29 protein-coding genes and 2 pseudogenes (1 of these 31 only partly in view) are annotated in these 26,836 nt (G+C 47.6%); 24 read left to right on the top strand and 7 right to left on the bottom strand.

The features are described 5' to 3' along the window. Nucleotides 1–28: 28 nt before the first annotated feature. Both LPY66_RS00345 and LPY66_RS00340 read right to left on the bottom strand, forming a co-directional pair. On the bottom strand, nucleotides 29–1,288 hold the full coding sequence (locus LPY66_RS00345; protein WP_143806909.1) for a hypothetical protein: 1,260 nt from the start codon (nucleotides 1,286–1,288) through the stop codon (nucleotides 29–31). Nucleotides 1,289–1,301: 13 nt separating this feature from the next. Further along, the gene (locus LPY66_RS00340) at nucleotides 1,302–2,291 is read right to left on the bottom strand and encodes a hypothetical protein (protein ID WP_337986204.1); all 990 of its coding nucleotides are present in this window, start codon (nucleotides 2,289–2,291) and stop codon (nucleotides 1,302–1,304) included. 223 nt (nucleotides 2,292–2,514) lie between these two features. Between LPY66_RS00340 and LPY66_RS00335 the strand changes: the two genes are divergently transcribed. The 24 genes and pseudogenes from LPY66_RS00335 (at nucleotide 2,515) to LPY66_RS00230 (ending at nucleotide 22,771) form a co-directional block, all read left to right on the top strand. After that, entirely contained in the window at nucleotides 2,515–3,336 is an 822-nt protein-coding gene (locus LPY66_RS00335; RefSeq protein WP_211802751.1) for a ParA family protein, read from the top strand. Then, nucleotides 3,293–4,231: a ParB/RepB/Spo0J family partition protein gene (locus tag LPY66_RS00330; protein WP_337986203.1), complete on the top strand. Its 939-nt coding sequence runs from the start codon at nucleotides 3,293–3,295 to the stop codon at nucleotides 4,229–4,231. The genes LPY66_RS00335 and LPY66_RS00330 overlap by 44 nt, the downstream gene beginning before the upstream one ends. A gap of 66 nt (nucleotides 4,232–4,297) precedes the next feature. Continuing rightward, nucleotides 4,298–5,233, top strand: coding sequence for a DUF6017 domain-containing protein (locus LPY66_RS00325; RefSeq protein WP_337986202.1), 936 nt, complete (start codon nucleotides 4,298–4,300; stop codon nucleotides 5,231–5,233). A gap of 123 nt (nucleotides 5,234–5,356) precedes the next feature. After that, on the top strand, nucleotides 5,357–5,707 hold the full coding sequence (locus tag LPY66_RS00320; protein WP_337986201.1) for a DUF7768 domain-containing protein: 351 nt from the start codon (nucleotides 5,357–5,359) through the stop codon (nucleotides 5,705–5,707). A gap of 39 nt (nucleotides 5,708–5,746) precedes the next feature. Then, nucleotides 5,747–6,193: a DUF3846 domain-containing protein gene (locus LPY66_RS00315; protein ID WP_337986200.1), complete on the top strand. Its 447-nt coding sequence runs from the start codon at nucleotides 5,747–5,749 to the stop codon at nucleotides 6,191–6,193. 92 nt (nucleotides 6,194–6,285) lie between these two features. Further along, complete coding sequence (locus LPY66_RS00310; protein ID WP_337986199.1) at nucleotides 6,286–6,765, top strand: PcfB family protein; 480 nt, start codon at nucleotides 6,286–6,288, stop codon at nucleotides 6,763–6,765. After that, entirely contained in the window at nucleotides 6,762–8,537 is a 1,776-nt protein-coding gene (locus tag LPY66_RS00305) for a VirD4-like conjugal transfer protein, CD1115 family (protein WP_337986198.1), read from the top strand. The genes LPY66_RS00310 and LPY66_RS00305 overlap by 4 nt, the downstream gene beginning before the upstream one ends. 44 nt (nucleotides 8,538–8,581) lie before the next feature. Next, nucleotides 8,582–8,797 carry a Maff2 family mobile element protein gene (locus LPY66_RS00300; RefSeq protein WP_084234496.1) on the top strand — a complete coding sequence of 72 codons (216 nt, stop codon included), beginning with the start codon at nucleotides 8,582–8,584 and terminating at the stop codon, nucleotides 8,795–8,797. 14 nt (nucleotides 8,798–8,811) lie between these two features. Continuing rightward, on the top strand, nucleotides 8,812–9,681 hold the full coding sequence (locus tag LPY66_RS00295) for a VirB6/TrbL-like conjugal transfer protein, CD1112 family (RefSeq protein WP_337986197.1): 870 nt from the start codon (nucleotides 8,812–8,814) through the stop codon (nucleotides 9,679–9,681). A gap of 18 nt (nucleotides 9,682–9,699) precedes the next feature. Next, a complete protein-coding gene (locus tag LPY66_RS00290; protein ID WP_211802820.1) occupies nucleotides 9,700–10,110 on the top strand; it encodes a PrgI family protein in 411 nt (136 codons plus the stop codon). Beyond that, nucleotides 10,052–12,448: a VirB4-like conjugal transfer ATPase, CD1110 family gene (locus LPY66_RS00285; RefSeq protein WP_337986196.1), complete on the top strand. Its 2,397-nt coding sequence runs from the start codon at nucleotides 10,052–10,054 to the stop codon at nucleotides 12,446–12,448. Before LPY66_RS00290 ends, LPY66_RS00285 begins: the two co-directional genes overlap by 59 nt. Nucleotide 12,449: 1 nt before the next feature. Further along, a complete protein-coding gene (locus tag LPY66_RS00280) occupies nucleotides 12,450–14,600 on the top strand; it encodes a CD1108 family mobile element protein (RefSeq protein WP_337986195.1) in 2,151 nt (716 codons plus the stop codon). A 2-nt stretch (nucleotides 14,601–14,602) separates the two neighbouring features. Beyond that, complete coding sequence (locus LPY66_RS00275) at nucleotides 14,603–14,854, top strand: DUF4315 family protein (protein WP_211802818.1); 252 nt, start codon at nucleotides 14,603–14,605, stop codon at nucleotides 14,852–14,854. After that, complete coding sequence (locus tag LPY66_RS00270; protein ID WP_337986194.1) at nucleotides 14,841–15,566, top strand: CD1107 family mobile element protein; 726 nt, start codon at nucleotides 14,841–14,843, stop codon at nucleotides 15,564–15,566. The genes LPY66_RS00275 and LPY66_RS00270 overlap by 14 nt, the downstream gene beginning before the upstream one ends. Then, nucleotides 15,563–15,757 carry a hypothetical protein gene (locus LPY66_RS00265; protein ID WP_089608980.1) on the top strand — a complete coding sequence of 65 codons (195 nt, stop codon included), beginning with the start codon at nucleotides 15,563–15,565 and terminating at the stop codon, nucleotides 15,755–15,757. Before LPY66_RS00270 ends, LPY66_RS00265 begins: the two co-directional genes overlap by 4 nt. After that, nucleotides 15,754–17,895, top strand: coding sequence for a DNA topoisomerase 3 (locus LPY66_RS00260; RefSeq protein WP_337986193.1), 2,142 nt, complete (start codon nucleotides 15,754–15,756; stop codon nucleotides 17,893–17,895). The genes LPY66_RS00265 and LPY66_RS00260 overlap by 4 nt, the downstream gene beginning before the upstream one ends. Then, the gene (locus tag LPY66_RS00255) at nucleotides 17,892–18,080 is read left to right on the top strand and encodes a hypothetical protein (RefSeq protein WP_313120877.1); all 189 of its coding nucleotides are present in this window, start codon (nucleotides 17,892–17,894) and stop codon (nucleotides 18,078–18,080) included. The genes LPY66_RS00260 and LPY66_RS00255 overlap by 4 nt, the downstream gene beginning before the upstream one ends. Further along, nucleotides 18,064–18,645 (top strand): annotated as a pseudogene (gene radC, locus LPY66_RS20930) (RadC family protein); the annotation flags it as partial. The gene LPY66_RS00255 and the pseudogene radC, both read left to right, overlap by 17 nt. Before the next feature lie 84 nt (nucleotides 18,646–18,729). Next, a pseudogene (locus tag LPY66_RS20925) lies at nucleotides 18,730–19,614 on the top strand (ArdC-like ssDNA-binding domain-containing protein); the annotation flags it as partial. 108 nt (nucleotides 19,615–19,722) lie between these two features. Next, entirely contained in the window at nucleotides 19,723–20,301 is a 579-nt protein-coding gene (locus LPY66_RS20920) for a YodL domain-containing protein (protein ID WP_397428546.1), read from the top strand. 2 nt (nucleotides 20,302–20,303) lie between these two features. Further along, the gene (locus LPY66_RS00245) at nucleotides 20,304–20,528 is read left to right on the top strand and encodes a transposon-transfer assisting family protein (RefSeq protein WP_337986191.1); all 225 of its coding nucleotides are present in this window, start codon (nucleotides 20,304–20,306) and stop codon (nucleotides 20,526–20,528) included. Between the two features lie 86 nt (nucleotides 20,529–20,614). Continuing rightward, on the top strand, nucleotides 20,615–20,917 hold the full coding sequence (locus tag LPY66_RS00240) for a plasmid mobilization protein (RefSeq protein WP_443112509.1): 303 nt from the start codon (nucleotides 20,615–20,617) through the stop codon (nucleotides 20,915–20,917). An 87-nt stretch (nucleotides 20,918–21,004) separates the two neighbouring features. Beyond that, complete coding sequence (locus tag LPY66_RS00235) at nucleotides 21,005–21,289, top strand: CD1845 family protein (RefSeq protein ID WP_337986189.1); 285 nt, start codon at nucleotides 21,005–21,007, stop codon at nucleotides 21,287–21,289. A gap of 78 nt (nucleotides 21,290–21,367) precedes the next feature. Then, on the top strand, nucleotides 21,368–22,771 hold the full coding sequence (locus LPY66_RS00230) for a relaxase/mobilization nuclease domain-containing protein (protein WP_084234482.1): 1,404 nt from the start codon (nucleotides 21,368–21,370) through the stop codon (nucleotides 22,769–22,771). 270 nt (nucleotides 22,772–23,041) lie between these two features. Here LPY66_RS00230 and LPY66_RS00225 read toward each other — a convergent pair whose 3' ends face one another. The 5 genes from LPY66_RS00225 to LPY66_RS00205 all read right to left on the bottom strand — a co-directional run. Continuing rightward, nucleotides 23,042–23,737 (bottom strand): DsbA family oxidoreductase, encoded by a 696-nt coding sequence (locus LPY66_RS00225; protein ID WP_312654626.1) that lies wholly within the window; start codon nucleotides 23,735–23,737, stop codon nucleotides 23,042–23,044. Nucleotides 23,738–23,756: 19 nt separating this feature from the next. Next, nucleotides 23,757–25,358, bottom strand: a complete 1,602-nt coding sequence (locus LPY66_RS00220) for a PD-(D/E)XK nuclease family protein (RefSeq protein WP_337986188.1) — start codon at nucleotides 25,356–25,358, stop codon at nucleotides 23,757–23,759. A 27-nt stretch (nucleotides 25,359–25,385) separates the two neighbouring features. After that, entirely contained in the window at nucleotides 25,386–26,060 is a 675-nt protein-coding gene (locus tag LPY66_RS00215) for a hypothetical protein (RefSeq protein WP_337986187.1), read from the bottom strand. A gap of 15 nt (nucleotides 26,061–26,075) precedes the next feature. Next, nucleotides 26,076–26,300, bottom strand: coding sequence for a helix-turn-helix domain-containing protein (locus LPY66_RS00210; RefSeq protein WP_312654629.1), 225 nt, complete (start codon nucleotides 26,298–26,300; stop codon nucleotides 26,076–26,078). 258 nt (nucleotides 26,301–26,558) lie between these two features. After that, nucleotides 26,559–26,836 carry the end of a heavy metal translocating P-type ATPase gene (locus tag LPY66_RS00205; protein ID WP_312654630.1) on the bottom strand. It continues 1,921 nt past the right edge of the window, so 278 of the gene's 2,199 nt are visible here — the last part of the coding sequence; the start codon falls outside the window, past its right edge — the gene reads right to left on this strand; its stop codon occupies nucleotides 26,559–26,561.

Genomic DNA, 26,836 nt, shown 5'->3' with positions numbered 1-26,836 from the left:
AAGGCACTTTATGATGATAACTAAAAAATCACGAACGCATAAACCAACATATTCCCCCTATTGTTAGAGCAATTATGACGGTCAATGTAATGTAAACGAATGTCACTAAACCTGTTCTATTATTTTTTAGGTATTCCTGGTCTTCGTCCGAAATCATCAACTTGTCTGAATTAATATTTCTTAGCTTCTTTATATAAGAGTTATGACTGATGAACTTGGCAATTGAAGAAATTAAAACGAAGATTTCAGCTACCAACATTAGGATTAAAAGTATTCCAACTGACTTATTGGGGCTGAAAACATCAAAAACTTCTCCCTGCGCAAACAAGACTCCATACATGCCAGCAACTAAAGCCACTATCAAAGCCAAAATTGCATTTATAACGTTGGAGAAGGACTCAAAGTTTTTTGAGTAAATATCAATATACTCAGCCTTAAGAGTCTTTTGTGTCTCGAAATATTCTGTAGTTCTCCCTGAAACAATCAACCTAAGAATATTATCGAAAATTTGAATTAACTCTGATTTACTTTCTTCGTTAAAAGATTTAACGCTATCCTCGGAATAGTGTTTGGCTATCGCTTCTCTTACAATATTACGCTTTAATTTTGCATCAACGGATTTTTGCCCATCTGATGTGATCCATTTGTAGCACGAATACCAAAAATTATTATTCATAGACTCGACATCTTGCCAAGTAAATCTAAATTTTTTTACATTGTCTTTTGTGAATATTTGAAACTCAAATTTATTTAGGTTTTCGTCTGATGCAATCACTCTGTCTGAAATCGCCATTAAACTTAGAAATTCTGAAAGAAATCTGCAAAAGGGATTACTATTACCATTATGATTTGACAGGTAATAAAAAATATCTGGGGGTGTTGTTACTGCAGTTTTTTTTAAAGACCCAACATCAAGAATCACTGTATCCAATAATTCTTGATAGGTATGCCCTAAATCATCTGAGTATGTCACAGGCTCAATATCAAGAATATCATCCCGCTTGCCTATGGTAATAGGAATTTTCCCATTGCCGATTTTTTTCTCGTAATACTTGAACAGTGCAACTGGATGTGTACAACTTTTAATGAATTGCTCATCACAAATAAATAAATTACTTGCTGATGGATATATCGAAAAAGCATCGCCTCTATCTATATGGGTTCTTAAGGCTGTTATATTTTCCCCATTGCAAAATGGATTGCATCCATTTAAATGCATAATAAGATCATCAGACACTTGCTCATCCAGTTGTAAATTAAGTTCGGAAGTTGACCATGAACATTTCAATTTATCACCTCATTTATTTAAACAGCTGACGAATATTTGCCCTGTATTCTTCAGGCACTTGTATTTGTATGTAACCATCATCAAATGATATCTTTTGAGCTCTGATTGCAACTTCTATATTTATCGCTTCTATTTTTAAATCCGGACTTATCTCTATTACAGTTTTGAATTGTTGTCGGGCGAATTTTTTGTCAATTTCAAAAGATTCATCTAGAAAATCCAAAGCCTCCGTAGAAAATATGTCTTCAATTTTCTTGAAAGATAGATCTTCCGATTTGATCGAATTATTAATCTCCTCCAACCATTCATCTGGCTCGAAACGTGATTCTGTTAAGATTTTCTCACGCATCAAATCGGATATTATTTTTCGTAAAGTGCTATCAGTGATCTCCCTAGCCACTAACTCATCTGATTTAATTTTAGCAACTAGATATTTTGTATTTTCCTTGTCATCCCTTTCTCTTTCCAAATGCAAGAAGTCATATGCCCAGTAATTTGCTACTTTTCGATTTTTGTCTATAACATTAATCGTTTTGTTTAAAATTATGGCAGCCTTATAGTATCGTCTATCGGTCATAAATGCACTTTTCAGTTCGTATGTGAGCTTATCAATGCTGCTTGTCTCTTCAAGTTTTAGTAAAGTTAGCTTTCCTTTTTCATGTTTTATTATCAGAATCCCTGGAGTGATTCTTTTGTGCCTTCTTTTAGAACCATCTTTCTCTTCAACTAACTCTGCTTTTAATAAGTCATTTGCGAGACCGCTTATAAATGTTTCATATGAGGAGTCCACTTTATGTAAGTCTAAATATTTGTCTCTAAGAAGTTTTATTTTATTGGATTCATCATCGTCAGATATTTTGAAGTGTTGAATTTCTCCTGGAAGCCCGTTTCCGCTGTGACCAAGAATTGAATCAATTATCTTATCCAGGTTTGAGATTTTCTTATCATTAATTGTTGTATCACGTTCACAGCTTTCAGTTATGTTAAATACAAAATAATTCATAAATATCCCTCCCAAAATGTTAAATCCTCATTATTTAATGGACTTACTGATCAGACCTCGTAATAGTAGGCCTAAATCAGGTATTTAACTAAACACAAATAATAAGTTGGTTTACACATAAATCTTATCAAAATATGTAGATAATTCATACATATTTCTGGGAGATATGGATTTTATGTCAAACGTAAATTCGGAAAATTTGAAAAGAAGGAGGTAAAAATATTTGAGTACCAATGTAATAGCCATCGCCAATCAGAAGGGCGGAGTCGGCAAGACCACCACCTGCACCAATCTGGGCATCGGATTGGCCACCGAAGGCAAGAAGGTTTTGCTTGTGGATTGCGATCCCCAGGGCAGCCTGACGATCAGCTTGGGTCATTCTCAGCCGGATCAACTGCCCGTGACACTATCCTCTGTTCTAGGTAAGACCATGAATGAAACCGCGCTTTCTCCCCAGGAAGGCATCCTGCATCATCCTGAAGGTGTGGATCTGATGCCAGCTAACATTGAATTGTCTGGACTTGAGGTCTCGCTGGTCAATGTGATGAGCCGGGAAAAGATCCTAAAAGATTATCTTGACGGTATCAAATCTGGCTACGACTTCATCCTGCTTGACTGTATGCCTTCCCTTGGCATGCTGACGGTCAATACTCTGGCTGCAGCAGACAGTGTCCTGATTCCTGTCCAAGCCCAGTATTTGTCCGCTAAAGGTCTGGAGCAGCTGCTTCAAACCGTCAACAAAGTCCGCAAGCAAATCAATCCCAAATTGAAGATCGATGGCATCCTGCTGACTATGGTAGATAACCGGACGAATGACGCCAGGGAAATAAGTACCCTTTTGCGGGAAACCTATGGAACCAAGCTGAAGGTGTTCGACTCGTCCATCCCCCACTCCGTGAGGGCGGCAGAAACTGCTTCCTATGGGAAAAGCATCTTTGCCCATGATCCCAAGGGTAAAGTAGCAGAAGCCTACAGAAATCTGACGAAGGAGGTGATGAAGCTTGAAACCCAGCGGCAGAAATCTAAATCTGACCTCTTACGATGAGATCTTTCAGACTGAAGAAACAAGGATCGAAGCCTCACAGGAAAAGGTCATCGACATTCCTCTTACACAGCTTCATCCATTCAAGAATCACCCCTTCAAGGTGATAGATGATGAATCAATGCTGGAGACCGCTGAGAGCATCACCAAGCACGGCGTCCTGGTACCGGTCATCGCCCGTCCCCGTGAAGAAGGTGGATATGAGTTGATCTCCGGCCACCGGCGCAAGCGCGCCAGTGAGCTGGCCGGTAAGGAGACTCTTCCTTGCATTGTCCGGAATCTCGACGATGACGCTGCCACCATTATCATGGTTGACAGCAACATTCAACGTGAGAACATACTGCCCAGTGAGCGCGCCTTCGCTTACAAGTTGAAGTTGGAAGCTCTTGATAGGCAGCTTGGTCGACCGCCAAAAGAAAATGTGGGACAAGTTGTCCCTACTTATTCAGGCAAACGTTCCACTGAAATTATTGGTGATCAAACCGGCGAAAGCTATAAGCAAGTCCAACGCTTTATCCGCCTCACAGAGCTCGTACCTGAGCTATTGGATATGGTTGATGCTAAAAAGATAGCCTTCAATCCGGCTGTTGAGCTTTCCTACCTGAAACCCCATGAACAGGTCCAGCTGATGGAAGCCATGGACATGGAGCAATCTACCCCTTCCCTGTCTCAAGCCCAGCGATTGAAAAAGTACAGTCAAGACGGCAAACTGACCTTAGATGTCATGACCGCCATCATGTCCGAAGAGAAAAAAGGCGAGCCGGAGAAGGTTACCCTCACCGGCGAGAAACTCAAGAAGTATTTTCCGAAGTCTTATACACCCCAGCAGATGGAGGAAACCATCATCAAGCTGCTGGAAGGCTGGTCGCGGAAGCGCCAGCAATCACAGGAAAGGTAATTCCTCTCCGAAGTGCTTCAATGCGAAGCGCTTTTTTTATTCAACCGGACGAAGGGAGGGATGCAGATGGCTGTATTTCGAGTTGAGAAAACGAGGGATTACACCGTTATGGCGAATCATCATCTGAAAAACAAGGATCTGTCGCTGAAGTCCAAAGGGCTACTATCTCAGATGCTGTCACTCCCGGAAGACTGGGATTACACCCTCAAGGGACTTTCCATGATCAACCGGGAGAGCATCGATGCCATTCGGGAAGCGGTTCGTGAACTGGAACGGGCTGGATACATCGTCCGAGTCAGAGAGAGAAATGAGTTTGGTCACCTCAAGGGTACGGACTACACGATTTATGAAAAGCCTCATCTGGCGACAAATTCTACAGAAAACCTGGAGACTATATTGGAGAATCCTGCATTGGATAAACCTATGTTGGAAAATCCAATCTTGGATATTCCAGTGTTGGAGAAACCTACGTTGGAAAATCCAACGCAATTAAATACTAAGAAAACAAATAAAGATCCATTAATGACTAAGGGATTAAGTAAACATCGATCAATCCCTGATCCATCAAGAGAAGCCACGATCGAGAAGGATGAGATTGGATTGGACGCTCATTCCATCAAGGAGACCATCCAGGAGAAAATCGAATACGAGTTTATTGTTCAGCGTTATGACAAGGATCGGCTGGATGAAATCGTGGACCTGATGGTGGAGACCCTCTGTTCCAAGCGAGACTATATCACCGTTGCCGGGGATGATTACCCTGCATCATTGGTCAAGGAACGGTTGCAGCGCATCGACAGCACTCACATCGAATATGTCTTTGAATGCCTGGATAAAAACACCACCTTCATTCGGAATATCAAGAAATACCTCCTAACAACGTTATTCAATGCCCCATCCACCATCGATAGCTATTATACAGCACTGGTTAAACATGATCTTTACGGAGCAGGTTCCCACTTTTACGAGGATCTGGGGAGCCTTATTAAGCCCGGCAAATAAGATAGGGTTTACTTTCATGCAAGTTTCGCAAATCAAATTAGCACGATAATCAAATTTCAAAGTTTCACCCAGCCATAAGAACCTGATTCAAAAGTTCATCTTTTCTGAAAGGAGTTACTCAAAATGAAAAGACCTCTCGCCTATATCACCGCTTCATGGGGCGTTGATCCAACTGAGAATACGGAGATTGCCGCCAAATACAGCCGGAAGGTTTTCGACGCTGGCTACAATCCCATCTGTCCGATCCTGATGCTTTCAACCTTCATAGATGACGGTATTCCCCAGGAGCATAAGGACAGACAGGACATTGAGCTTGATTACCTCAGACGCTCCAACGTCCTTGTGGTCTGCGGCTCTCGGATCGACGAAGCCGTGAAAAACGACATTGCCATCGCTGAGCGATATCGCATCCCGTCAACAACCTTAAGCGGCATCCTGACGGTTAAAAGCCACGGTCAGAAGACCCCCAAATAGCATAATTCCTGATTATGCACAAAACATGGCTTAAAAGGAATGTTTCGTGCAATTTCAAAAACAGAAAAGGAGAAAAAATCTATGGATGTATTGATTGTTGAACCTGAAAAATCGCCGCGTATGGCCAGTATCGCCGGTGACCTGAACTCTCTGCAGCAGGTTGTCGGCGGTTACATCGAAGCCGTCTATCCCTATGATGACCCGGTTGCCATTGTCTGTCATGAAGAAGGCAAGCTCATCGGACTCCCCCTTAACCGAAAACTTGAGGACTACGACATCATCGCCGGGACCTTCATCGTCTGCGGGCTTGGTGAAGAGGATTTTGATTCCTTGACGCCTGAGCTGGCCGAGAAGTACCGCGAGAAATTTGCAGATCCTGAGATCTTCATGAAGATGGGCAGCCGCATCGTCGCCATCCCTATCAAGCCCAAGGACGATCTGTATGTAGCCAAACCGAAACAGAAGTCCACGGAACCTGAGCTCTAAATCTTACAGAGCTTACGAGTTTACTTATTTCATGCTAAAGATACGTAGTTTTGTAAATTGAATTCACCAAACCATGAAAGGAGGAATTTTTCATGCAGGAAGAGGTGGAAAACAGGACCGTCGCCCTGGCTGTCAGTACCACACGAATGACCGGTCGTGTATTGAAGGCCGCACTCATCAAGCTTTTGGCTGAAATGAAGAAGAGCCGGGACAGTCCGCCGCAGATCCCCCATGGCAAGCAGACCGTGAAGGAACTCATCGGTCAGAATGCCGGAGTCTCCAACATTGAGATTACGGACAAGAACATCAAGTCCTTTGAGCAAGTCGCCAGAAAGTACGGCGTAGACTACGCCCTCAAGAAGGACACCACCGGAGAGAAGCCCAAATATCTGGTCTTCTTCAAGGCCCGGGATGCCGATGCCCTCACCGCAGCCTTCACAGAATATACGGCGAAGGTCCTCAAGAGGGACAAGCAACCTTCCATCCTGGAGCAGCTTGCCAAATTCAAGGCTCTGGTCCAGGCCAAGGTCATGGACCGGGTGAAAAACAAAGACAAGGAGTTGACGCGATGACAGGAAAAATCAAGCGACTGCTCCTTATAAACCTCCCCTATGTTCTGATTGCTCTCGCTACTTCAAAGCTTGGAGAGGCCTGGCGATCTTCTCCTGGACTGGATGTCTCACAAAAAGTGCTGCATCTCATGGACGGCTTTGCTTTTGCTTTCAAGTCACCTTGGCCGAGCCTGCTCCAGCAGGACCTGATCCCGGGCATTGGGATCGCTGTCGCCATCAAGGTGGCAGTCCATGTGAAAGGCAGGAACGCCAAAAAGTACCGCAAAAACATCGAATACGGCTCAGCCCGCTGGGGCAAGCCTGAGGACATCAAGCCCTTCATTGATCCATCCTTTCGCAACAACGTTATCCTCACGGAAACTGAGCTCCTGACCATGAACAACCGGCCCAAGGACCCTCGCCTGGCACGCAACAAAAACGTCATGGTGGTGGGTGGTTCCGGATCTGGCAAGACGCGGTTTTGGCTGAAGCCTAATCTCATACAGTGCCATTCCAGCTATGTGGTCACAGACCCTAAGGGCAGTGTCGTGGTGGAATGCGGACAGCTTCTCCTGCGGGAAGGCTACAAGATCAAGATCCTCAATACCATCAACTTCAACAAATCCATGCACTACAACCCCTTTGCCTACATCAAGAGCGAAAAAGACATCCTCAAGCTGGTGACGGCCCTCATTGCCAACACCAAGGGTGAAGGCAAAGCCGGAGATGATTTCTGGGTCAAGGCGGAGACCCTGCTCTATACCGCGCTCATGGGCTACATCCACTATGAGGCTCCAGAAAGCGAGCGAAACTTTACAACCCTTATCGAGCTCATCAATGCCTCAGAGGTCCGCGAGGATGACGAGGACTTTCAGAACCCGGTGGATCTGATGTTCGCCGCTTTGGAAGAACGTGACTCGGAGCATTTTGCAGTCCGGCAGTACAAGAAATACAAGTTGGCTGCCGGTAAGACCGCCAAATCCATTCTCATCAGCTGCGGGGCACGTCTCGCGCCCTTTGACATCAAGGAGCTCAGAGACCTGACGGCCTATGACGAAATGGAACTGGATGCCTTGGGTGACCGGAAAACGGCGCTGTTCATCATCATCAGCGATACAGACGACACCTTCAACTTCCTGGTTTCCATGGCCTACACACAGCTCTTCAATCTGCTGTGCGACAAGGCAGATGACGTCTATGGCGGACGTCTGCCTGTGCATGTGCGCTGTCTCATTGATGAGGCGGCGAATATCGGTCAAATTCCCAAGCTGGAAAAGCTGGTAGCCACCATCCGAAGCCGGGAGATCTCGGCCTGTCTGGTGCTGCAGGCCCAATCCCAGCTGAAAGCTCTCTATAAGGATCACTGCGATACCATCATCGGCAATATGGATAGCACGATCTTTCTGGGCGGTAAGGAGCGCACCACATTAAAAGAGCTTTCTGAAACCCTTGGTAAGGAGACCATCGACACCTTCAACACCGGGGAAAGCCGAGGCCGTGAGGTTTCCCACAGTCTGAACTACCAGAAACTCGGAAAGGAGCTGATGAGCATCGACGAACTGGCCGTGCTGGACGGCGGCAAGTGTATTTTGCAGCTGCGCGGGGTACGGCCTTTTCTCTCGAGCAAGTACGACATCACGAAACACCCCAACTACAAGTATCTCTCCGATGCGGACCCGCGCAATGCCTTCAACATCGAGAAGTACCTGTCCACCCGTCTCAAGCCAAAGCCGGATGAGATCTATGAGGTCTACCACATGGATCTGTCCGTCGAACCCGAAGCCGCCGAATGAGCGGCTTTTTTCATCTCAAAATTTAAAATAATGGAGGTCAATCAATGGAATTCTTTAACAGTGCAGTAGATGTACTTCAAACCCTCGTCGTCGCTCTCGGTGCAGGTCTTGCCATCTGGGGCGTCATCAACCTTCTCGAAGGCTACGGCAACGACAACCCCGGTGCCAAATCCCAGGGCATGAAGCAGCTCATGGCGGGCGGCGGTGTCGCTCTCATCGGCATCGTCCTAGTGCCACTGCTTTCCGGTCTGTTCGGTTAATCGGGTAGAAAGCGATGGAAAGCATACTCGACAAAATCACCGAATGGCTGAAGACGATGCTTGTAGAAGGCATCATCACAAATTTGTCGGGGATGTTTGATAACGTCAACCAACAGGTTGGCGAAATCGCAGGTCAAGTGGGATTGACGCCGGCAGCATGGAATGCCGGCGTCTTTTCCATGATCCGCAGCCTCTCCGAAAGCGTCATCATCCCCATCGCGGGTGTGATCCTTGCCTTTGTGATGACCTACGAGCTCATCCAAATGGTCATCGACCGGAATAATCTTCATGACATCGATACCTGGATCTTTTTCAAATGGATCTTCAAAACCTTCGTGGCCGTTCTTCTGGTAACCCACACCTTTGACATCGTCATGGGCATCTTCGATATGGCGCAATCGGTAGTTAACAGCGCTTCCGGTGTCATATCAGCGGACGCTTCAGTGGATCTTGCCACTACAGTGGCAGACCTTCAGACAAGGCTGAGCGCCATGGAACTGGGTCCGCTCTTCGGACTCTGGTTTCAGAGCCTGTTCATTGGCTTTACCATGCAAGCCCTGAGTATCTGTATTTTCCTGGTCATCTATGGCCGCATGATCGAGATCTATCTGGTCACGTCGGTAGGGCCCATCCCCATGGCCACCATGGTCAACCGGGAATGGGGCGGTATGGGACAGAATTATCTTCGCTCTCTTTTGGCCCTGGCCTTCCAGGCCTTCCTCATCATGGTCTGCGTCGGCATTTATGCCGTACTGGTGCAGAACATCGCTACGGAAACCGACATCATCAAGGCCGTATGGACCACCCTCGGCTATACTGTTCTACTCTGTTTCACCCTGTTCAAGACCGGAAGTCTTGCCAAATCCATCTTCAATGCCCACTAAACGAAAGGAGGAAAGCCTGTGGCCTATGTCCCTGTACCCAAGGATCTGACCAAGATCAAAACCAAGGTGATGCTCAATCTCACCAAGCGACAACTGATTTCATTTGGCAGCGGAGCTCTTCTGGGCGTCCCGCTGTTTTTTCTTGCCAAGCCCCACATGAGTGTCAGCACAGCAGCGCTGCTCATGGTGCTGTCCATGCTGCCGTTTTTCCTGCTGGCCATGTACGAACGTAATGGTCAGCCCCTGGAAAAAATCCTCTATCAGCTCATTCAGAGCCGATTCATCCGACCGAAGAAGCGGCCCTACCGGACCGACAACTTCTATGCCGCCGTAGAGCGACAAACCAATCTGGACAAGGAGGTAAAAGCGATTGTCCAACCAGAAAACCATCCAAAGAAAACTCAGCCGCGAGGAAAGAAATCGCATTGAAAGCGCCATCGCCAGAGCCAAGCGTGACAGCAAGGTTCCGGCAACGGCCCAGCAGACGATCCCTTACCTGCGCATGCATCCCGACGGCATCTGCCAGGCAACAGATGCCTTATATACCAAGACCATTCAGTTTCAGGACATTAACTACCAGCTGGCGCAGAACGAGGACAAGACGGCCATCTTTGACGGCTGGTGTGATTTCCTCAACTACTTTGACAGCTCCATCCGCTTTCAGTTCTCTTTCCTGAATCTGAGCGCCAGCATCGAGGAATTCGAGCAGTCCATCCTGATTCCTAACCAGAACGATGATTTTGATGACATCCGTGAAGAATATGCCAATATGCTCCGAGGCCAGCTGGCCAAGGGCAACAACGGCCTGTCCAAGACCAAGTTCATCACCTTTGGCATCGAAGCGGAGAATCTTCGCACGGCCAAGCCCCGGCTGGAACGTATCGAGAATGATCTCCTGAACAGCTTCAAGCGCCTCGGCGTCGCAGCAGATCCTTTGAGTGGAAAAGATCGACTGAAGCTTTTGCACAGTATTTACCATCTGGACGGTCAGGAGCGCTTTCTCTTTGACTGGGACTGGCTGCCCCTATCGGGCCTTTCCACCAAGGATTACATTGCACCCTCATCCTTTGATTTTTCTGAGAGCAGGAACTTTCGGATGGGCAGAAAGCATTGCTCCGTTTCCTTCCTGCAGATCCTCGCCCCCGAGCTCAACGACCGCATGCTGGCGGATTTTCTGTCCATGGACAACAGCCTGGTGGTGACCCTCCATATCCAGTCCATCGATCAAACCTCTGCTATCAAGACCATCAAGCGCAAGATCACCGATCTGGACCGGATGAAGATCGAAGAACAGAAAAAGGCTGTCCGTTCCGGCTATGACATGGACATTATCCCGTCAGACCTGGCCACCTACGGTGGCGAAGCCAAGAAGCTGCTACAGGATCTGCAGAGCCACAATGAACGCATGTTCCTGGTGACCTTTCTGATCATGAATACTGCCGACGGCAAACAGACACTGGACAACAACATCTTTCAGGCTCAGGGCATTGCCCAGAAATACAATTGTCAGCTGGTCCGGCTGGACTTCCAGCAGGAATCCGGTCTTAACTCATCCCTGCCCCTTGGTCACAATCAGATCGAGATCCAGCGGGGCCTGACCACATCCAGCACCGCCATCTTTGTGCCTTTCACCACCCAGGAACTGTTCCAGCGCGAAGGCGAGCCTCTCTATTACGGGCTTAATTCATTGTCTAACAACCTGATCATGGTGGACCGGAAAGCCCTGAAGAATCCCAACGGACTGATCCTGGGCACCCCTGGCAGCGGCAAATCCTTTTCTGCCAAGCGTGAGATCGCCAATGCCTTTCTCATTACTCAGGACGACATCACCATCTGCGATCCCGAGGGCGAATATTATCCTCTGGTGGAGCGCCTGCAGGGCCAGGTCATCAAGATCTCACCCACCAGCGGACATTACATCAATCCCATGGACATCAACTTGAACTATTCCGAGGATGAGAGCCCACTGTCCCTGAAGTCTGACTTTATTCTTTCCCTTTGTGAGCTCATCGTCGGCGGCAGAGAGGGCCTCCAACCCATCGAAAAGACCGTCATCGACCGTTGTGTTCGCATGGTGTATCAGGCTTATCTCAATGAGCCAAAGCCGGAGAATGTCCCTATCCTTGGAGATCTGCACCGAATCCTACTGGAGCAGCCGGAGAAGGAAGCTCGGCTGATCGCGACGGCGCTGGAGATCTACGTCACCGGCTCGCTCAACGTCTTTAACCACCGAACCAATGTGGATATCCAGAACCGCCTGGTCTGCTTTGATATCAAGGAACTGGGCAAGCAGCTGAAGAAGCTGGGCATGCTCATCGTCCAGGACCAGGTCTGGGGTCGCGTGACCACCAACCGGGCGGAAGGCCGAAGCACCCGCTACTACATCGATGAATTCCATCTGCTGCTCAAGGAAGAGCAGACCGCCGCCTACTCGGTCGAGATCTGGAAGCGATTCAGAAAGTGGGGCGGCATTCCGACGGGCATCACCCAGAACGTCAAAGACCTGCTGTCTTCCCGGGAAATCGAAAACATCTTTGAAAACAGCGACTTCGTCTACATGCTGAACCAGGCAGGCGGGGACCGCCAAATCCTGGCCAAGCAGCTCAACATCTCTCCCCACCAGCTGTCCTATGTTACCCATTCCGGTGAAGGTGAAGGCCTGTTGTTCTATGGGAATGTGATCCTGCCCTTTGCAGACCGTTTCCCGAAGGATACCGAGCTTTACCGCATCATGACGACGAAGCCAGCTGAGGTCAAGGGGGTGTGAGATGAGCGCCAGGAAAGCCAAGCGAACCATAACCCGGCTTCGGTTCACAGAGGAACGCAGCACCCCGGAGCTTCAAAAAGCCACGCAGAAGGCAGACAAGGCCGCGACCAGGCTGGAGAAAGCTGAAAAAAAGTCCAAGACAGAATCGCTGGGAACCCACGAGAAGAGCATTTCCTTTGGTCCCATGAAAAAGCCAGTGAAACTGCAGTTTGAAGAGCTTCAGGTGAAGAAAACACCCTCAGCTTTCAAGTCCGCTGCGACAGCCTTGCCCGCTGCGGAGGTCCACCGGCAGATTGCAAGATCCGAAGATGACAATGTCGGCGTGGAGGCTGCCCACCGCCTGGAAGGAACCGCTGAAGGCACTGTCCGGACCGCCCAAAATGCTCACCGCTCCCATGCGCTGAAAGCGGAGCGAAAATCCCTGAAGGCGGAGAAAAAGCTGGACCAGGCCAATGTCAGCCTGCTTCAAAAACAGGCAGCCAGGGAGCAGCCGCTCTTCTCGACCAATCCCTTGTCCCGTTGGCAGCAAAAACAAGCCATCAAGAAGGAATACGCTGCGGCTAAAGCCGGAAGAGGTACGGGAACCGTTCAGAAGACGGCCCAAACCACCGTGAAGACCGCGAAGAAAGCGAAGGAAGCGCTGGAGAAGGCGACCGCTTTCGTTGCCCGGCACAGCAAGGTTTTTCTGGGGATTATCGGCATCTTCTTTGTTGTCATGCTGATCCTGAATACCTTTGCCAGCTGCTCCCAGATGGCCGTAGGCGGACTCAACGCCTTTCTCACGACTTCCTACACCGCATCCGATGAGGACATCACTGCCGCTGATCTGGAGTACACAAGGCTGGAGGCAGAGCTGCAGTATGACCTGCTCAACATCGAACGGGATTATCCCGGCTTTGATGAATACCGCTACACCGTTGATCCCATCGGCCATGATCCTCATGAGCTGATCGCTTATCTGACAGCAAGATTCGAAGATTTTACCTACGCGGAGGTCGAAACTGAGCTGAGATCTCTCTTTTCCTCCATGTACAGCTTAAGCATCACAGAGACCGTCGAGGTGCGATACCGCACCGAAACCCGTTACCGGACCTATACCGTGACTGATCCGGAAACCGGAGAGGTCCAGATCATTCGCGAAAGCTATGAGGTGGAGGTCCCCTATAATTTCTACATCCTGAACATCAACCTGAGCAGCCAGTCCCTGTATTCGGTGGTCTATCCCCGCATGAGCGCTGACCAACGGGAAATGTATCTCGTGTACATGGATACCAAGGGCAACAAACAGTATTTTGGTAATCCCTTTACCTTCAATTGGCCGAGCCATGTCACTAGCCTTTACGGCTGGCGTGTCCATCCCATCACAGACCGGTTGCAGATCCACCGTGGATTGGATTTGGGTGTGCCTTTGGGAACTCCGATCCAGTCCATCCATGACGGCGAAGTGGTCCGTGTCGGCTACGATGCCAGCGGCTATGGCAACTATGTGGTCATTGCGGACACGGATGGCTATCGTAGCACCTATGCCCACTGCTCCAGCATTCTGGTAACAGAAGGACAGAGCGTCCTGCGGGGACAGGCTATCGCCAAGGCCGGAAGCACCGGTGCCAGTACGGGCAGCCATCTGCACCTGGAACTGACTTTAAATGGCCAGTATCTCAATCCCTATTTCTTCATCGAGGGGACTGACCCCTACACCCCGCCAGCCGTCGGCGGCACCAATGGCGCTTATACGGACTATGACATCCCGCCGGAAGCGCTGTCAGATCCCACTTTCGCGGCCCTGATCAAGGAAGCTGAAAAGTATCTGGGTTATCCCTATGTTTGGGGAGGCTCCACGCCATCGACGTCCTTTGACTGCTCAGGCTTTGTCTGCTGGGTGTTCAAAAATTCGGGCGTCTATCCACTATCAAGGACCACTGCCCAGGGGATCTTTGACCAGTGCGCCATCATCCCACCCTCGGAGGCCAAGCCAGGCGACATTGTGTTTTTCACCGGCACTTACGACAGTATCGGTCCGGTTTCCCATGTGGCCATCTACGTGGGCGACGGCATGATGATCCACGCCGGAAACCCGATCCAGTACGCCTCCATGAACACCTCGTATTTCCAATCCCATTTTTACGCCTTCGGGCGTTTGCCAAGGAGGTAACCATGAATCCAAAGATCCAAAAACTGACGGAGGAGATCGATAAGATCACCCATCGAATTAAAAGCCTCGAAGCCAGACTCATCGAGCTTAAGGCACAAAAAGACGAGCTGGAGAAGACCGAGATCGTGGAAATGGTCCGCAGTGTCTCCGCGACTCCGGAAGAGCTGGCCGCATTCATCAGGGCGTTTCGCGAAACAGGCGGAGCGCCCGATTACTTTAAAACACAGGAGGATAACACCAATGAAAATGAGTAAAAAATGGCCTCGTGCTTCAGCCCTACTGCTGGTCATGCTGCTTTGCATTTCCATTCTTTCAGTCCCGGCCTATGCTCAGACCGATGAATCCAAGGCGATCACTGCAAGCTCTGATCCGATAGAGGAAGCTCTGATGCCGACTGCCGAGCCCGCAGCCTCGGAGCCCGTCAAAGAAACTGAACCGGAAGCAGCTGTGCCCCTGACTCCGGAAGGCAATCTGACCATTGTGGATGACCTGGAAGGCGAACAGACCGAGGACAAGCAGTTCATTACGGTCAAGACCAAAGCGGGCAACACCTTTTATCTGATTATCGACCGGGCCGGCAAGGAAAATAACGTCTACTTTCTGAACATGGTGGATGAAGCAGACCTCAGAGCCCTGATGGAGGAAGACGGCACCCTGGAGCCACTGCCGGGTGAAGGTGCCGTTCCAACCGTTCCCGAGCCGGAACCCGAACCTACACCGGAGCCAGAAACGGAAGTCGAGGAACCCGTACCTGCAAAAATCATGAATCCTTTACCGATCGTCGTGGTCCTTCTGATTCTTCTGGGCGGCGGCGGACTGTGGTACTTCAAGCTGAGAAAGCCCAAGCCAAGCGTCAAGGGAAGCAGCCATCTGGATGAGTACAGCTTTGATGATGACGACTATGAAGAAAAACTGCTAGTTGAAGAGGATCAGGAAGCTTTCGAATCGGAGCGTGATGACGAATGACGCATTTTACGGACAGTCCCTTTGAACGACTGATGAAGCAAAAGCCCCGGCAGCGGCAGGAGAAGCTCTCTCCTGTCTTGCCCAAGACCCATCCCTGCCATGGCTGCAGCTACCTGCAGGGAAACTGCTGTACTGGTGTCTGTTACCGTGAGCTGATCCTCCCCCACAAGAAAAGGAAGGTGGACAAATGAGACTGGTGATCGCAGAAAAACCAAGTGTGGCCCAGTCTATTGCCTCTGTGCTGGGAGCAAACAACCGAAAGGACGGCTATCTGGAAGGAACGGATGTCCTGGTTTCCTGGTGCGTCGGCCATCTTGTGGAACTCTCACCGGCAGATGTCTACGACGAGCGCTTTGGCAAATGGCGCTTCGAGGATCTGCCGATCCTTCCGGAGCCATGGAAATACCAGATACCCAAGGACAAGCAAAAGCAATTCAAAATCCTGAAAAGCCTGCTGGGTGAAGCCCGAGTGACGGAGATCATCTGCGCCACGGATGCCGGACGTGAAGGGGAACTGATCTTCCGTCTGGTCTATCGCCAGGCGGGATGTCAGAAACCGGTGAAGCGCCTATGGATTAGCTCCATGGAGGATCAGGCCATCAGCGAAGGTTTCAAGAAACTAAAGCCCAGCCAGGAATATGATCCGCTCTATCAATCTGCCCTCTGTCGGGCACAGGCGGATTGGCTGATTGGAATCAACGCAACGAGACTCTTTTCTGTTTTGTATCGTCAGACCCTTAATGTTGGACGCGTCATGTCTCCCACGCTGTCCATGATCGTGGATCGCTGGTCCGCCATTCAGGATTTCAGATCCGAGCCATTCTACACCGTTGTACTGAAACTCCCCGGTTTTGAGGCAGCCAGTGAAAAGCTGAAGATCAAGGCCGAGGCTGAAAAACTCCTGGCTCAATGCCATGGAAAGTCCGCCGCAGTCACTGAAGTAAGGACCCAGGAGAAGGCGGAAAAACCGCCTAAGCTCTATGATCTGACCACCCTGCAGCGGGAAGCCAACCGACTTCTTGGCTACACGGCCCAGCAAACGCTAGATTATGCCCAAAGCCTCTATGAAAAAAAGCTCATCACCTATCCCCGAACCGACAGCCGCTACCTGACGGCTGACATGGCGCAGTCCACTGCAGACGTCATTCAGTCAGCACTTTTCCTTTTGCCAGAGAAATTGACGAAGGGATATTCGACGGATCTAAAGCAATTGCTGAATGATTCCAAGGTCAGCGACCATCACGCCATCATCCCGACCCATGCACTGAAGGAAAATATCCTGGAGAGTCTGCCCAAGGGCGAGCAGGAGCTCTTAAAGCTACTGGCTATCCGCCTCATCACAGCTGCTGGAGAAGCTCATCGCTATTCTGAAACGACGGTTGCGCTGGACTGCTCTGGCCAACAATTCACCGCCAAGGGAAAGACGATCCTGCAGTCGGGCTGGAAGTCTGTGGAGGAGCATTATCGCAGCACGATTACCACTCGAAAAACGGAAAAGAAAGCAGAAACCCCGCTGCCCAGACTGGAAAAGGATCAGCACTTTGATTCGGTTTCCGTCCGGCTGGAGGAGGGAAAAACCACCCCGCCCAAGCTGTTTACCGAGGATACGCTGCTCTCTGCCATGGAGAATGCTGGCCTGGAGGACCTTCCAGAGGATGCTGAGCGAAAAGGTCTGGGGACTCCGGCCACACGGGCAGGCATCCTGGAAAAGCTGATCAAGACTGAGCTAGTGGAACGCCACGGCGACAAAAAGCTCAAGACCTTGCAGCCCACCCATAAGGGAATTGCTCTGGCCACGATCCTGCCGGAGCAGATCAAATCCCCACAGATGACGGCGGAATGGGAGGAAAAGCTGAAGCGCATCGAAAAGGGACAGCTCTCTCCTGAAATCTTCATGACGGAGATCTCTCAGCACCTGAAAGATCTGGTCGGAACCTATCGGGCGGTCTCTGAAGCCCCCGGCGAGCTGGCCTTAAATCCGGAAAGCATCGGTTCCTGCCCCCGTTGCGGAGATCAGGTGCTGGAAGGGGAACGTCGCTTTTTCTGCCAGAACAAAACCTGTACATTCGCTCTGTGGAAAGAGAATCGTTTCTTCAAGGACAAGAAAAAAGTCCTGACTCGCGAGGTAGCTGCTGCTCTTCTTCAGGAAGGCAGCATCCTGATGAAAAACCTGTATTCGCCCAAGACGCAAAAGACCTATGATGCCCGAATCATCATGGAGGATACCGGCGGCAAGTACGTCAATTTCAGGCTGGAATTCTCGCCCGGTGAAACCAAGGATAAGCACAAAACATCGACAAAATCCAAGGAAAGGATGGAAAAATCATGAATGTCAAAGAACGGATCAGGGCTCTCCTCGGCATTGAGGTGAGCACGGATAATCTGCTGGAGATCTGGGAGAATCCGGAAGAATACGTTTCAACGCCGGAAGATGCCGACAAACTGGGAGATCTGTTTCTCTTAGTTGAGATGATGGCCGAGCTGGAGGTGGATAGCGATGAACAACACGGATGAACTTCGCTATGTCCAGGCCTTTGCCCGTATCATCGGCGTCAAGGAGGATGACGCGCTTGAATACGCCCAGAGAAAAGGCATCGGCGCTTTGGTGGAGAATGCCACACAGCTTTTAAGCACGCCAGCTCAGCGGGAAAAGCATCAGGCCTTTCTGGATCTTTACCGCATGAGCAGCGGTATCAACTCGAAAAACCCGGTCATTAATTCACCAGATGCGGCAGCGGCCTTCTTTCGCTCGGTGATGGATCAGGTCCATGACAAAGAAGCCTTTGTCGTGGCCTTCCTCAATACCAAAAACCGCGTCATCGACCATGAGGTCGTATCCCTGGGGACCATCAACAGTTCCATTGTCCATCCCAGAGAGGTCTTCCGAAATGCCATCGTCAATAAGGCTAATGCGGTAATCCTTTGTCATAACCACCCATCCGGTGATCTGACGCCAAGCGCCGAAGACCTCACCGTGACGAAAAGACTGAAGGAAACGGGCAATCTTTTGGGCATCCAGGTGCTGGACCACCTGATCATCAATGGGATCAATCAGCAGGATCACTACTCCTTCCAGGCCCACGGCGTGCTGGAAGCACCCGCAGCTTACGGCCAAAAGGAAGCTGTCAGGGAATCCTCAGCTCAGGCGACATCCGGGAAAAACATCAAGGATGGCCTCAAGGAAATCACGGACAAACTGGAACAAGGCATCCGTGATTTCTTCAGCGGCGACAAATACCAAGACTACCTGCGTACCATGTCAAGGTTCCATCATTATTCCCTGAATAATACGATCCTGATTGCCATGCAAAAACCAGATGCCACACTAGTGGCTGGATATAATCGCTGGCAGGATCAGTTCCAGCGCAATGTCCTGAAGGGTGAAAAAGGCATCCGCATCATTGCCCCAGCCCCTGTCAAAACGAAAAAGGAAGTTGAAAAGCTTGATCCTGTTACTCAGAAACCCCTGCGGGATGTCACTGGCAAGACACTGACGGAGGAAGTGGAGATCAAGATCCCCCGTTTCCGGGTCGTCTCTGTCTTTGATGTCTCCCAGACAGACGGGAAGCCCCTTCCCCAGCTGGCGAGTACTTTGACGGGCGATGTCAAGCAATATGATGTCTTCATGGAGGCTCTGAAGCGATCCTCCCCGGTTCCCATCTTCTTTGAAGCCATGTCTGCCAGCACCGACGGCTATTTTAGCCAGGACAGGCAAAAGATTGCCATTCGGGAAGACATGAGCGAGATCCAGACAGTCTCTGCGGCTATCCATGAGATCGCCCACGCCAAGCTTCATAATCTGAAGCCTGACCAGGAAAAGAATCACAGAGAAGATGAGAAAGCACCGGATAAACCCAAGGATCGAAGAACTGAAGAAGTGGAGGCAGAAAGTGTTTCCTTTGCAGTATGCGCCTATTATGGCATTGCAACCGACGAAAACAGCTTTGGTTACATCGCTGCCTGGAGCAAGGACAAGGATCTGCCTGAACTGAAGGCTTCCCTGGAGACCATCAGCAAGACTTCAGCAGAGCTAATCGATGACATCGACCGCCATTTTAAGGAAATCACCCAGGAGCGCGGGATTTCTGCAGCTGACATAGAAAAGCAAAACGAAAAGACGGAGACTGATGAGAATCCTTCTCCTCGCCTGCAGGAGGTGGAATTCCTCACAGGTCCGGATGACACCTATGCCGTCTATCAGCTGAGAAACGATGAGAATCTGCGAAACCATCAATTTGAGAGCCTGTATCACCTGCAGAAGCTTGGTCTGACTGTGGACTATAAGAATTATGATCTGACCTATACCGGTCATTTTGAGGCGGCTTCGGACACAAACGGGACGCTGAACGACATCTATGAAAAGTTCAATGAAGACCGACCCAAGGACTTCACAGGGCATAGCCTATCCATGAGCGATGTCATTGTCTTGAAGCAACACGGTGACTACACGGCTCATTATGTGGATGCCATCGGCTTCAAGGAAGTGCCGGAGTTCATCAAACCCATCAACTCCTTGCGGAGCATCGAGGATACGGTGGAGCAAAATGACAATCAATTTGATGGACTGATCAATAACGTCCCTACCAAAGATTCGGATAAGACCAGAGAGGCTGTCGAAGGTCGTGAAGAGAAAAAGCCACAGAAGGAATCGGTAAAGCAGCGGCTGAAAAAGTCTTCTGAAAAACCAGAGCTCAGCAAAACGCCGCCTCACAAAACTGCAGAAATGGAGAGATAAAGATGGATAGATTCAGTATTGAAGAGCTTAACCTCATGTGTATTTATGATACCGGCACCCGGTCCGGTCTGATTGCAGGACTTGAAAAAATCGACCTGGAGCTTGCCCCTGACGACGCGGAACTCTCCGAACTTATCCAAAGTGCCTTGAAGAAGCTGACGGCCATGAGTGATCAGGAATATGGAGAGTTGATCCTGGTTCCCGACTACAAAGAAGAAGACGACTAAAGCAGAGCATCTGCTGCAGAAGGGTGGTGGGTACTTGTGGAGGTGATAATTTGGCAAACAGAAAGCGTCAGATCCCCATTATTATCATGGTCAATGAGCGTGAAAAAGCGCTGATCGAAGAAAAGATGCGCCAGTTAGGGACAAAAAACATGGGGGCTTACATCAGGAAGATGGCCATTGACGGCTATGTAGTCCGCCTGGACCTCTCCGATATTTCTGAACTGGTATCGCTCCTTCGAAGAAGCAGCAACAATCTGAATCAATACGCCAAGCGGGCTCATGAGACCGGACGCATCTATGAAGCCGATATTGAGGATGTCCAGAGCAGTTTGAAGAGCGTATGGGAAAAGGCGGACCAGATCATGACCCGCCTTTCCACCATAGATTAAAAATTTTTTCGACAACATGGACGATATTTGGATTCCTTGCTACGATCAGGGTAGAAGAAAATTCTCTAATGATCGGAGGTGTGCAGCATGAGATTTCTCATGAAGTTGTTCTTATTCCCAATCACACTGGCTTTAACAATCCTTGTTGCAGCCTGCCGTTTGCTGTGTCAGCTGTCTACCATGGTGCTGGGGATCGTGGCTTTTGTCTGCTTTGCCATCGCACTAGGAACCATAGTCCTGCTGCAGGATGTCCCGGAAGGTCTGAAATTGATGGGCCTGGCCTGGCTGATCAGTCCCTTCGGACTGCCGCTGATCGCAGCATTCCTGGTAGAACTGCTTGGCGTATTTAATGATTCCCTGAAAGCTATTTAAGAAGATAAAGTATAATCCTGTGAAGGGCGCGGTGGAGCAATCTGCTGCGCCTTTTTCTTTTGGAAGGAGGTGTCCGCTGTGGCAACCACGAGATTAATCCCCATGCACGTTATCAAAGGTCAGACCGTGGCCCATACGGTGCATGAGCGCCTTTCCTATGCCATCAATCCAGAAAAAACCAACAGCGGACAGCTCGTCAAAGCCTATGGCTGTGAACCGGAAACCGCTGCTGGAGAGATGCTGCTTTGCAAAAAAGAATATGAGACCTACATTGGACGCAGTGAAGAGAAGAAGAGCGACATCGTGCTCTATCAGATCCGGCAGTCCTTCAAGCCAGGTGAGATCACCCCAGAGAGGGCACAGGAGATCGGCTATGAGCTGGCCATGAGCTTTACCAAAGGCAAGTATCAATTTATTGTCGCCACACATACCGATCATGCCCATATCCACAATCACATCATTTTCAATTCTACATCCATCGACCATACGCAAAAATTCAGAAATTTCCTTGGCTCCAGTGAAGTGATCCGGAAAATCAGCGACAAACTCTGCCTTGAGAACGGGCTCTCTATCATTGAAGCGCCAAAGCAAGGACCATCCCATTACGGCAAGTGGCTGGGCGATAAGAAACCACTATCCTGGCAGGAGAAGCTGAGACAAACCATCGATGCTGTCATGGTTCAAAAGCCAGCTGATTTTGACACCTTCCTGAAGCTGATGGTGGTGAATGGTTATGAAGTGAAACAGGGGCAGCATCTCGCTTTTAAAGCTATTGGTCAGCAGAAATTCACAAGATTGCGATCCCTCGGAGAAGGATATTCTGAGGAAGAGTTGAGATCAGCGATACTCGGAAAGACCGTCCACACTCCAAAAGTCAAAAGACCTTATCGAAAAAATCCAGACAAGATTAATCTTCTGGTGGATATCCAGGCCAGACTTCAAGCTGGTAAAGGTCCTGGCTACGAGCGCTGGGCAAAAGTTTTCAATCTGAAACAGATGGCTCAGACCATCAATTTTCTGACGGAGAATAACATCACCGACTATGAAAAACTCGTTGAAAAAACAAAAGCTGCGACGGATCGTTATCACGAGCTGTCACAGCAGATCAAGGATCTTGAAAAACGAATGGCGGAGATTACTGAGTTGAAGAAGCATATCATTAACTATGCGAAAACGAAGGAGATATATACAGCATATCGAGAGTCCGGATTTTCAGGAAGGTTTTATGAAGCAAACACAGAGGATATTTTGCTTCATCAATCTGCGAAACAAGCATTCAGTTTGCTCTCAGCAAAGCAAATACCTGCCATGAAAAATCTTCAATTAGAATACCGGAAGTGCTCGAGTGCGAAAAAATCGCTATCAGCAGACTATAGGTCTATGAAGAGCATTATGAAACAATCTGTAATCATAAAAAACAACGTCGATCTTATTATGGGAGCCTCATGCCCAGAAGATAAAAAAATAGAGCGGGTTCTATAGAATATGAATAACCAATAAAATCGATAATATAGCCAACTAGCCAAATCGGGTGTCCAAGCAACTTGTTGATCTGGATAACAATCTAAAAGAACATAGACATGTTTCCATGTTCTGGATGGCCCGAGTCATTTTTTATGATGTCAGTTGCCAATTTTGGTATCTTACGTTAGTGGAAACAGGTCAACGACCTTTTTTGCTCTTTCTAGGGACGAGGGAACATAGCAATGGTTTTGTCTGTTCGTGAGAACATATCAATACTTTTCAAATGGATCATTCACATTCGATTTTTCCGTCCACCAAGCGACAGGAAGCTCCGTCAGATGTCGGCTGTTCTTTTCCTTTTGTAATTTCCTCTATGACTTGGATAATTTTAGATAAGGGTTGTGCGCCGCTAATCTGCTGATTCCCATTTATGACGAGTGCCGGGACCCCTTGAATGTTATATTGTTTTACAAGAAGAAAGTCACTCTCTACTGCATCTTTTGTCTCTATGCTATTGTAATGGTGCACCCAGGACTCAAAGTCTATACCACTTTCTCTGACACAGTCCTCGATAATCTCGTTTTCCTCAATATTTTGATTTTGTACAAACAAGGCATTTTGCAGCGCGTCAAAAACATCCCAATACCCAGCATCGCCCGCTACGAAGTATGCCGCTTTGCATGCAATAAGGCCTTTCATAGAAGACGGAAACAAAAAGTCTGTCTGGCGCATTCCGGAGATGTTGAACCGATGGTGGTCATCATTATGATTTGCATGTTCCCAATGACTCATAATCTCAGCCTTGGCTGCTGCTCTTGAACCAAACATCGCGTCGAAATCGCGTTCCGATTTCACTAAGGCATAGGAGCGATGCACGATTTCTATTTCCGGCATCAGTTTTTGGAGCTGCCGCATCCGATAGGACATTGGAAAACAAAAACTGCATATGACGTCATGAAAAAACTCGATGGTTATTTTATTCATTTTATCCCTCCACTTATTTCTACCGATTCTTTGCATTGTAAATCGTATTTTGAAATCTTCTTTGCATCTCTTCCTCTAACTCATTATCATAGTCCTTTGTGTGCTTGTACATTGCATTAATGAAGTCATTAAAATAAGGCACATCATCAAACAGTTTTCTATGTTCAATGAAGAAATTATAAATTTCTCTATAATAAATAACAGTATATTTTTCACCGCACGAAAATTTGCTCAGTTCAATGCGATTGTAATTGGGTGAAAATATAAAGCAACTTGCTGTTTTCGAGCAATAATCATCATCAGAGGTAACAAATTGAAAGTATTTTTTTAGTTGTGATTGTACTTGATCACTGTAGATATCGTGACGGTCATTAATACCATTGATGCTCGATTTTATTTTATTTTCTATTACGACGACATTATTTATATCTGATACAAGCAGGTCAATGTTTTTCTTTTCTCTCTCAATAGTGAAATCTGCTTGCATCTCGATATGCAGAACATCGTTAGCAAAAAGAGAAAAGGCATCTCTATTGAGATTGAAAAAGTAAGCAAACATGTTCGAAAAAGCGAGTTCATTGTCCTCATGTTTGATTATTTTCATGAAATTGAAGTATGGATCTTTTTGAGGTTCAGGTAATTCAGAAATTGCTTGTGTCGTGTTTGCCTCTTCCCATAACTCTTTGTTCTCAATTATCTTATTCAAATCAACGAAAGAATCCGGCTTTTCATTTTCGTTATAGAATTCCCTTAATGTTTGTTTGCCAAATCCTTTATATGTACGAACGAAAAAGGTGTTGTCACCACTTGCTGACGCATCATCTGTAATATATATCTGCATTTTCGGCTTTATAACCTTATCTGCAATAAACGTTGCGTAAGCATTTTTTTCATCTTCTAGACTACCGCGAAAAGAATTCTCATTAAATAGATCTACAAGGCTTATTCCGCCATATGTCAGTCCTAATGCAACTTGCCCTTTATATCTCTCTTTTCGCGGTAGTCTGCTGTCCGCAAAATCAAGAATCATAACCCCATCTGCCTTGGCCAGCACTTTATATGTTTTCGTTGCAAATTTTCTCACCATCAAAACAGTTATTCTATTTTTTCCATGAGATAAGTCTATTGTTCCTTGTGAATTGAGATAGATATAGTTTTTTCCATCATCCGCCTTATAGAGATTGATGATTTCATGGCCTATATTATCGCCCTCTAACAGATAGCCTCCAACATACATTTTATTAATTATTATTTCTCGACTCATATTTATTTGCTTTACTTTAATTGGTTTTTTAATCTCAACGGATTCCATTGTCCCATTTGATGACAAAAATAAACGAAATCGTTTTAAATGGGACAAGTAATTACTCGCTAGTGACTTAACGTTTCCAGTCGAGTGCTCGGAAAGAGTCTTTATTAGTTCACTCTTTGCCACATTTTCAAAATCAGTATCCGTCACTGTATCCCAGAAAAGGTCTTTGCTGCCTTTTCTCCATAGGTAGAAGGTGTCACTATAAGCAGTATCGATCGTTAATTTTGAAATGTCTTGGCTATGTAGAAAGTTCCTATACAAAGTGCGCAGCTCATCAAATGATAACGCTTTCAATTTGTTTTTATCCAATTTTGAACCTCCTTTACATAATCGATTTTACTCATCATCCTCCTCCGTATCATCAATGCCAAATAGCATCTGAAACTTATCGAAGTTATACGGGTATGAGTTATCACCGTCAAACTTTACCGTCTTGTGGCCATTATAATATTCAAATTCTAACTCCCACTGCGTGCCATCACATACTGTGTAACCAAAACGCAGTGTTGAATATCTTCTGCGCCACTCACCAATGTGAAGGTCAGCCAGAGCAGCTATAAAGGTTTCCTTTGTGAAAGGTTCATCATCTTCATCAAGCAGAACAAGTGGTTCTTCATCTTCCCATAACTTTGTATATGCTCTCAATCCATCTGATAGCTCTATTACATAGCTGCGATAACCACCAAAGTAACCGCCAATGCTAAAAATAATCTTGCTGATGAAATCCATGTTTGAATCAAAGTCAGCAGCCTTTTCTTCTGATTTTGATAAAGTATAAGTTCCACCAACCTCAGCATAACCTTGCTTAGCTCTTTCCAAATACTCACGAGTCCAGTGAAGGCGCGTATCTTCACTCGGATGCACAATTTCTTCTTGGCCATAGTCTGGGCTTTCCATCGTATTTTTAAGACGGCCTATTTCCTGCTTAAGCCCACGTATAGCGGTCATAATCTGCTCTTTTGTTTTTCCTTTGAGATACTCTTCATAATATCCTTCCGGGCTGATCATCATAGTAGACCGCCGCCTTTACTCATTTCCTGTTTTTATTTCTTTCCCATCAGGCAGAATGAAAGCCTGTTCAAACTTTACATCCATCACATCTGCTATGGTCTTAAGTTCTTCTAAGGTAATCGTTTCACGCTTCAGCTTCTTCCCGAAGTTCTGTGGCGACTGACCTAATCGTCTAGCCAATTCGGAGACACTGATATTCATTTGTTCACATAGCTGTCGTATCATGTCCGAGTTTTTCATAATAGTCCCTCCATGCCTTATTAGAAAATATTATAAACCATTTGGTTTCTAACCACAATGAAATCTTTACAAGCAGAAAACCCGCAACTCAATAAAAAGAGCTGCGGGTAAAATTGTGTTAAGAATTACTATCCGATATTGTCCTTGAAATCAGGTCCAGATTAAAATGATGGAGTCCTGTTTTTTCTCAGAAATCCGTGGGTGTACGTATATCCTTGTACAGCACACCAGCCAGTGTTTTTTTGTTCCTGCTTCGTTTTATTTCGGGTCTAATCTCAAAAGCATTGCATTGATCGCAACGATAACAGTGGAGAGGGACATGAATACTGCTCCAAGCGCAGGGCTCAAAGTTATTCCGATAGGAGCCAAAATACCAGCGGCTATCGGGATAGCAATAAAGTTATAACCCGCTCCCCAGACAAGATTTTGCTTCATCTTACGGGTGGTATTTCGGGACAATTCAATGAAGGATTCGATATCTCCCGGATCTGATTGGGTCAGAATGACGTCGGCAGAATCCAGGGCCACTTGCGTCC

Source organism: Dehalobacter sp. DCM (assembly GCF_024972775.1).
In the GTDB taxonomy this organism is placed as follows: domain Bacteria; phylum Bacillota; class Desulfitobacteriia; order Desulfitobacteriales; family Syntrophobotulaceae; genus Dehalobacter.
This window is presented reverse-complemented; position numbering and strand designations above follow the sequence as displayed.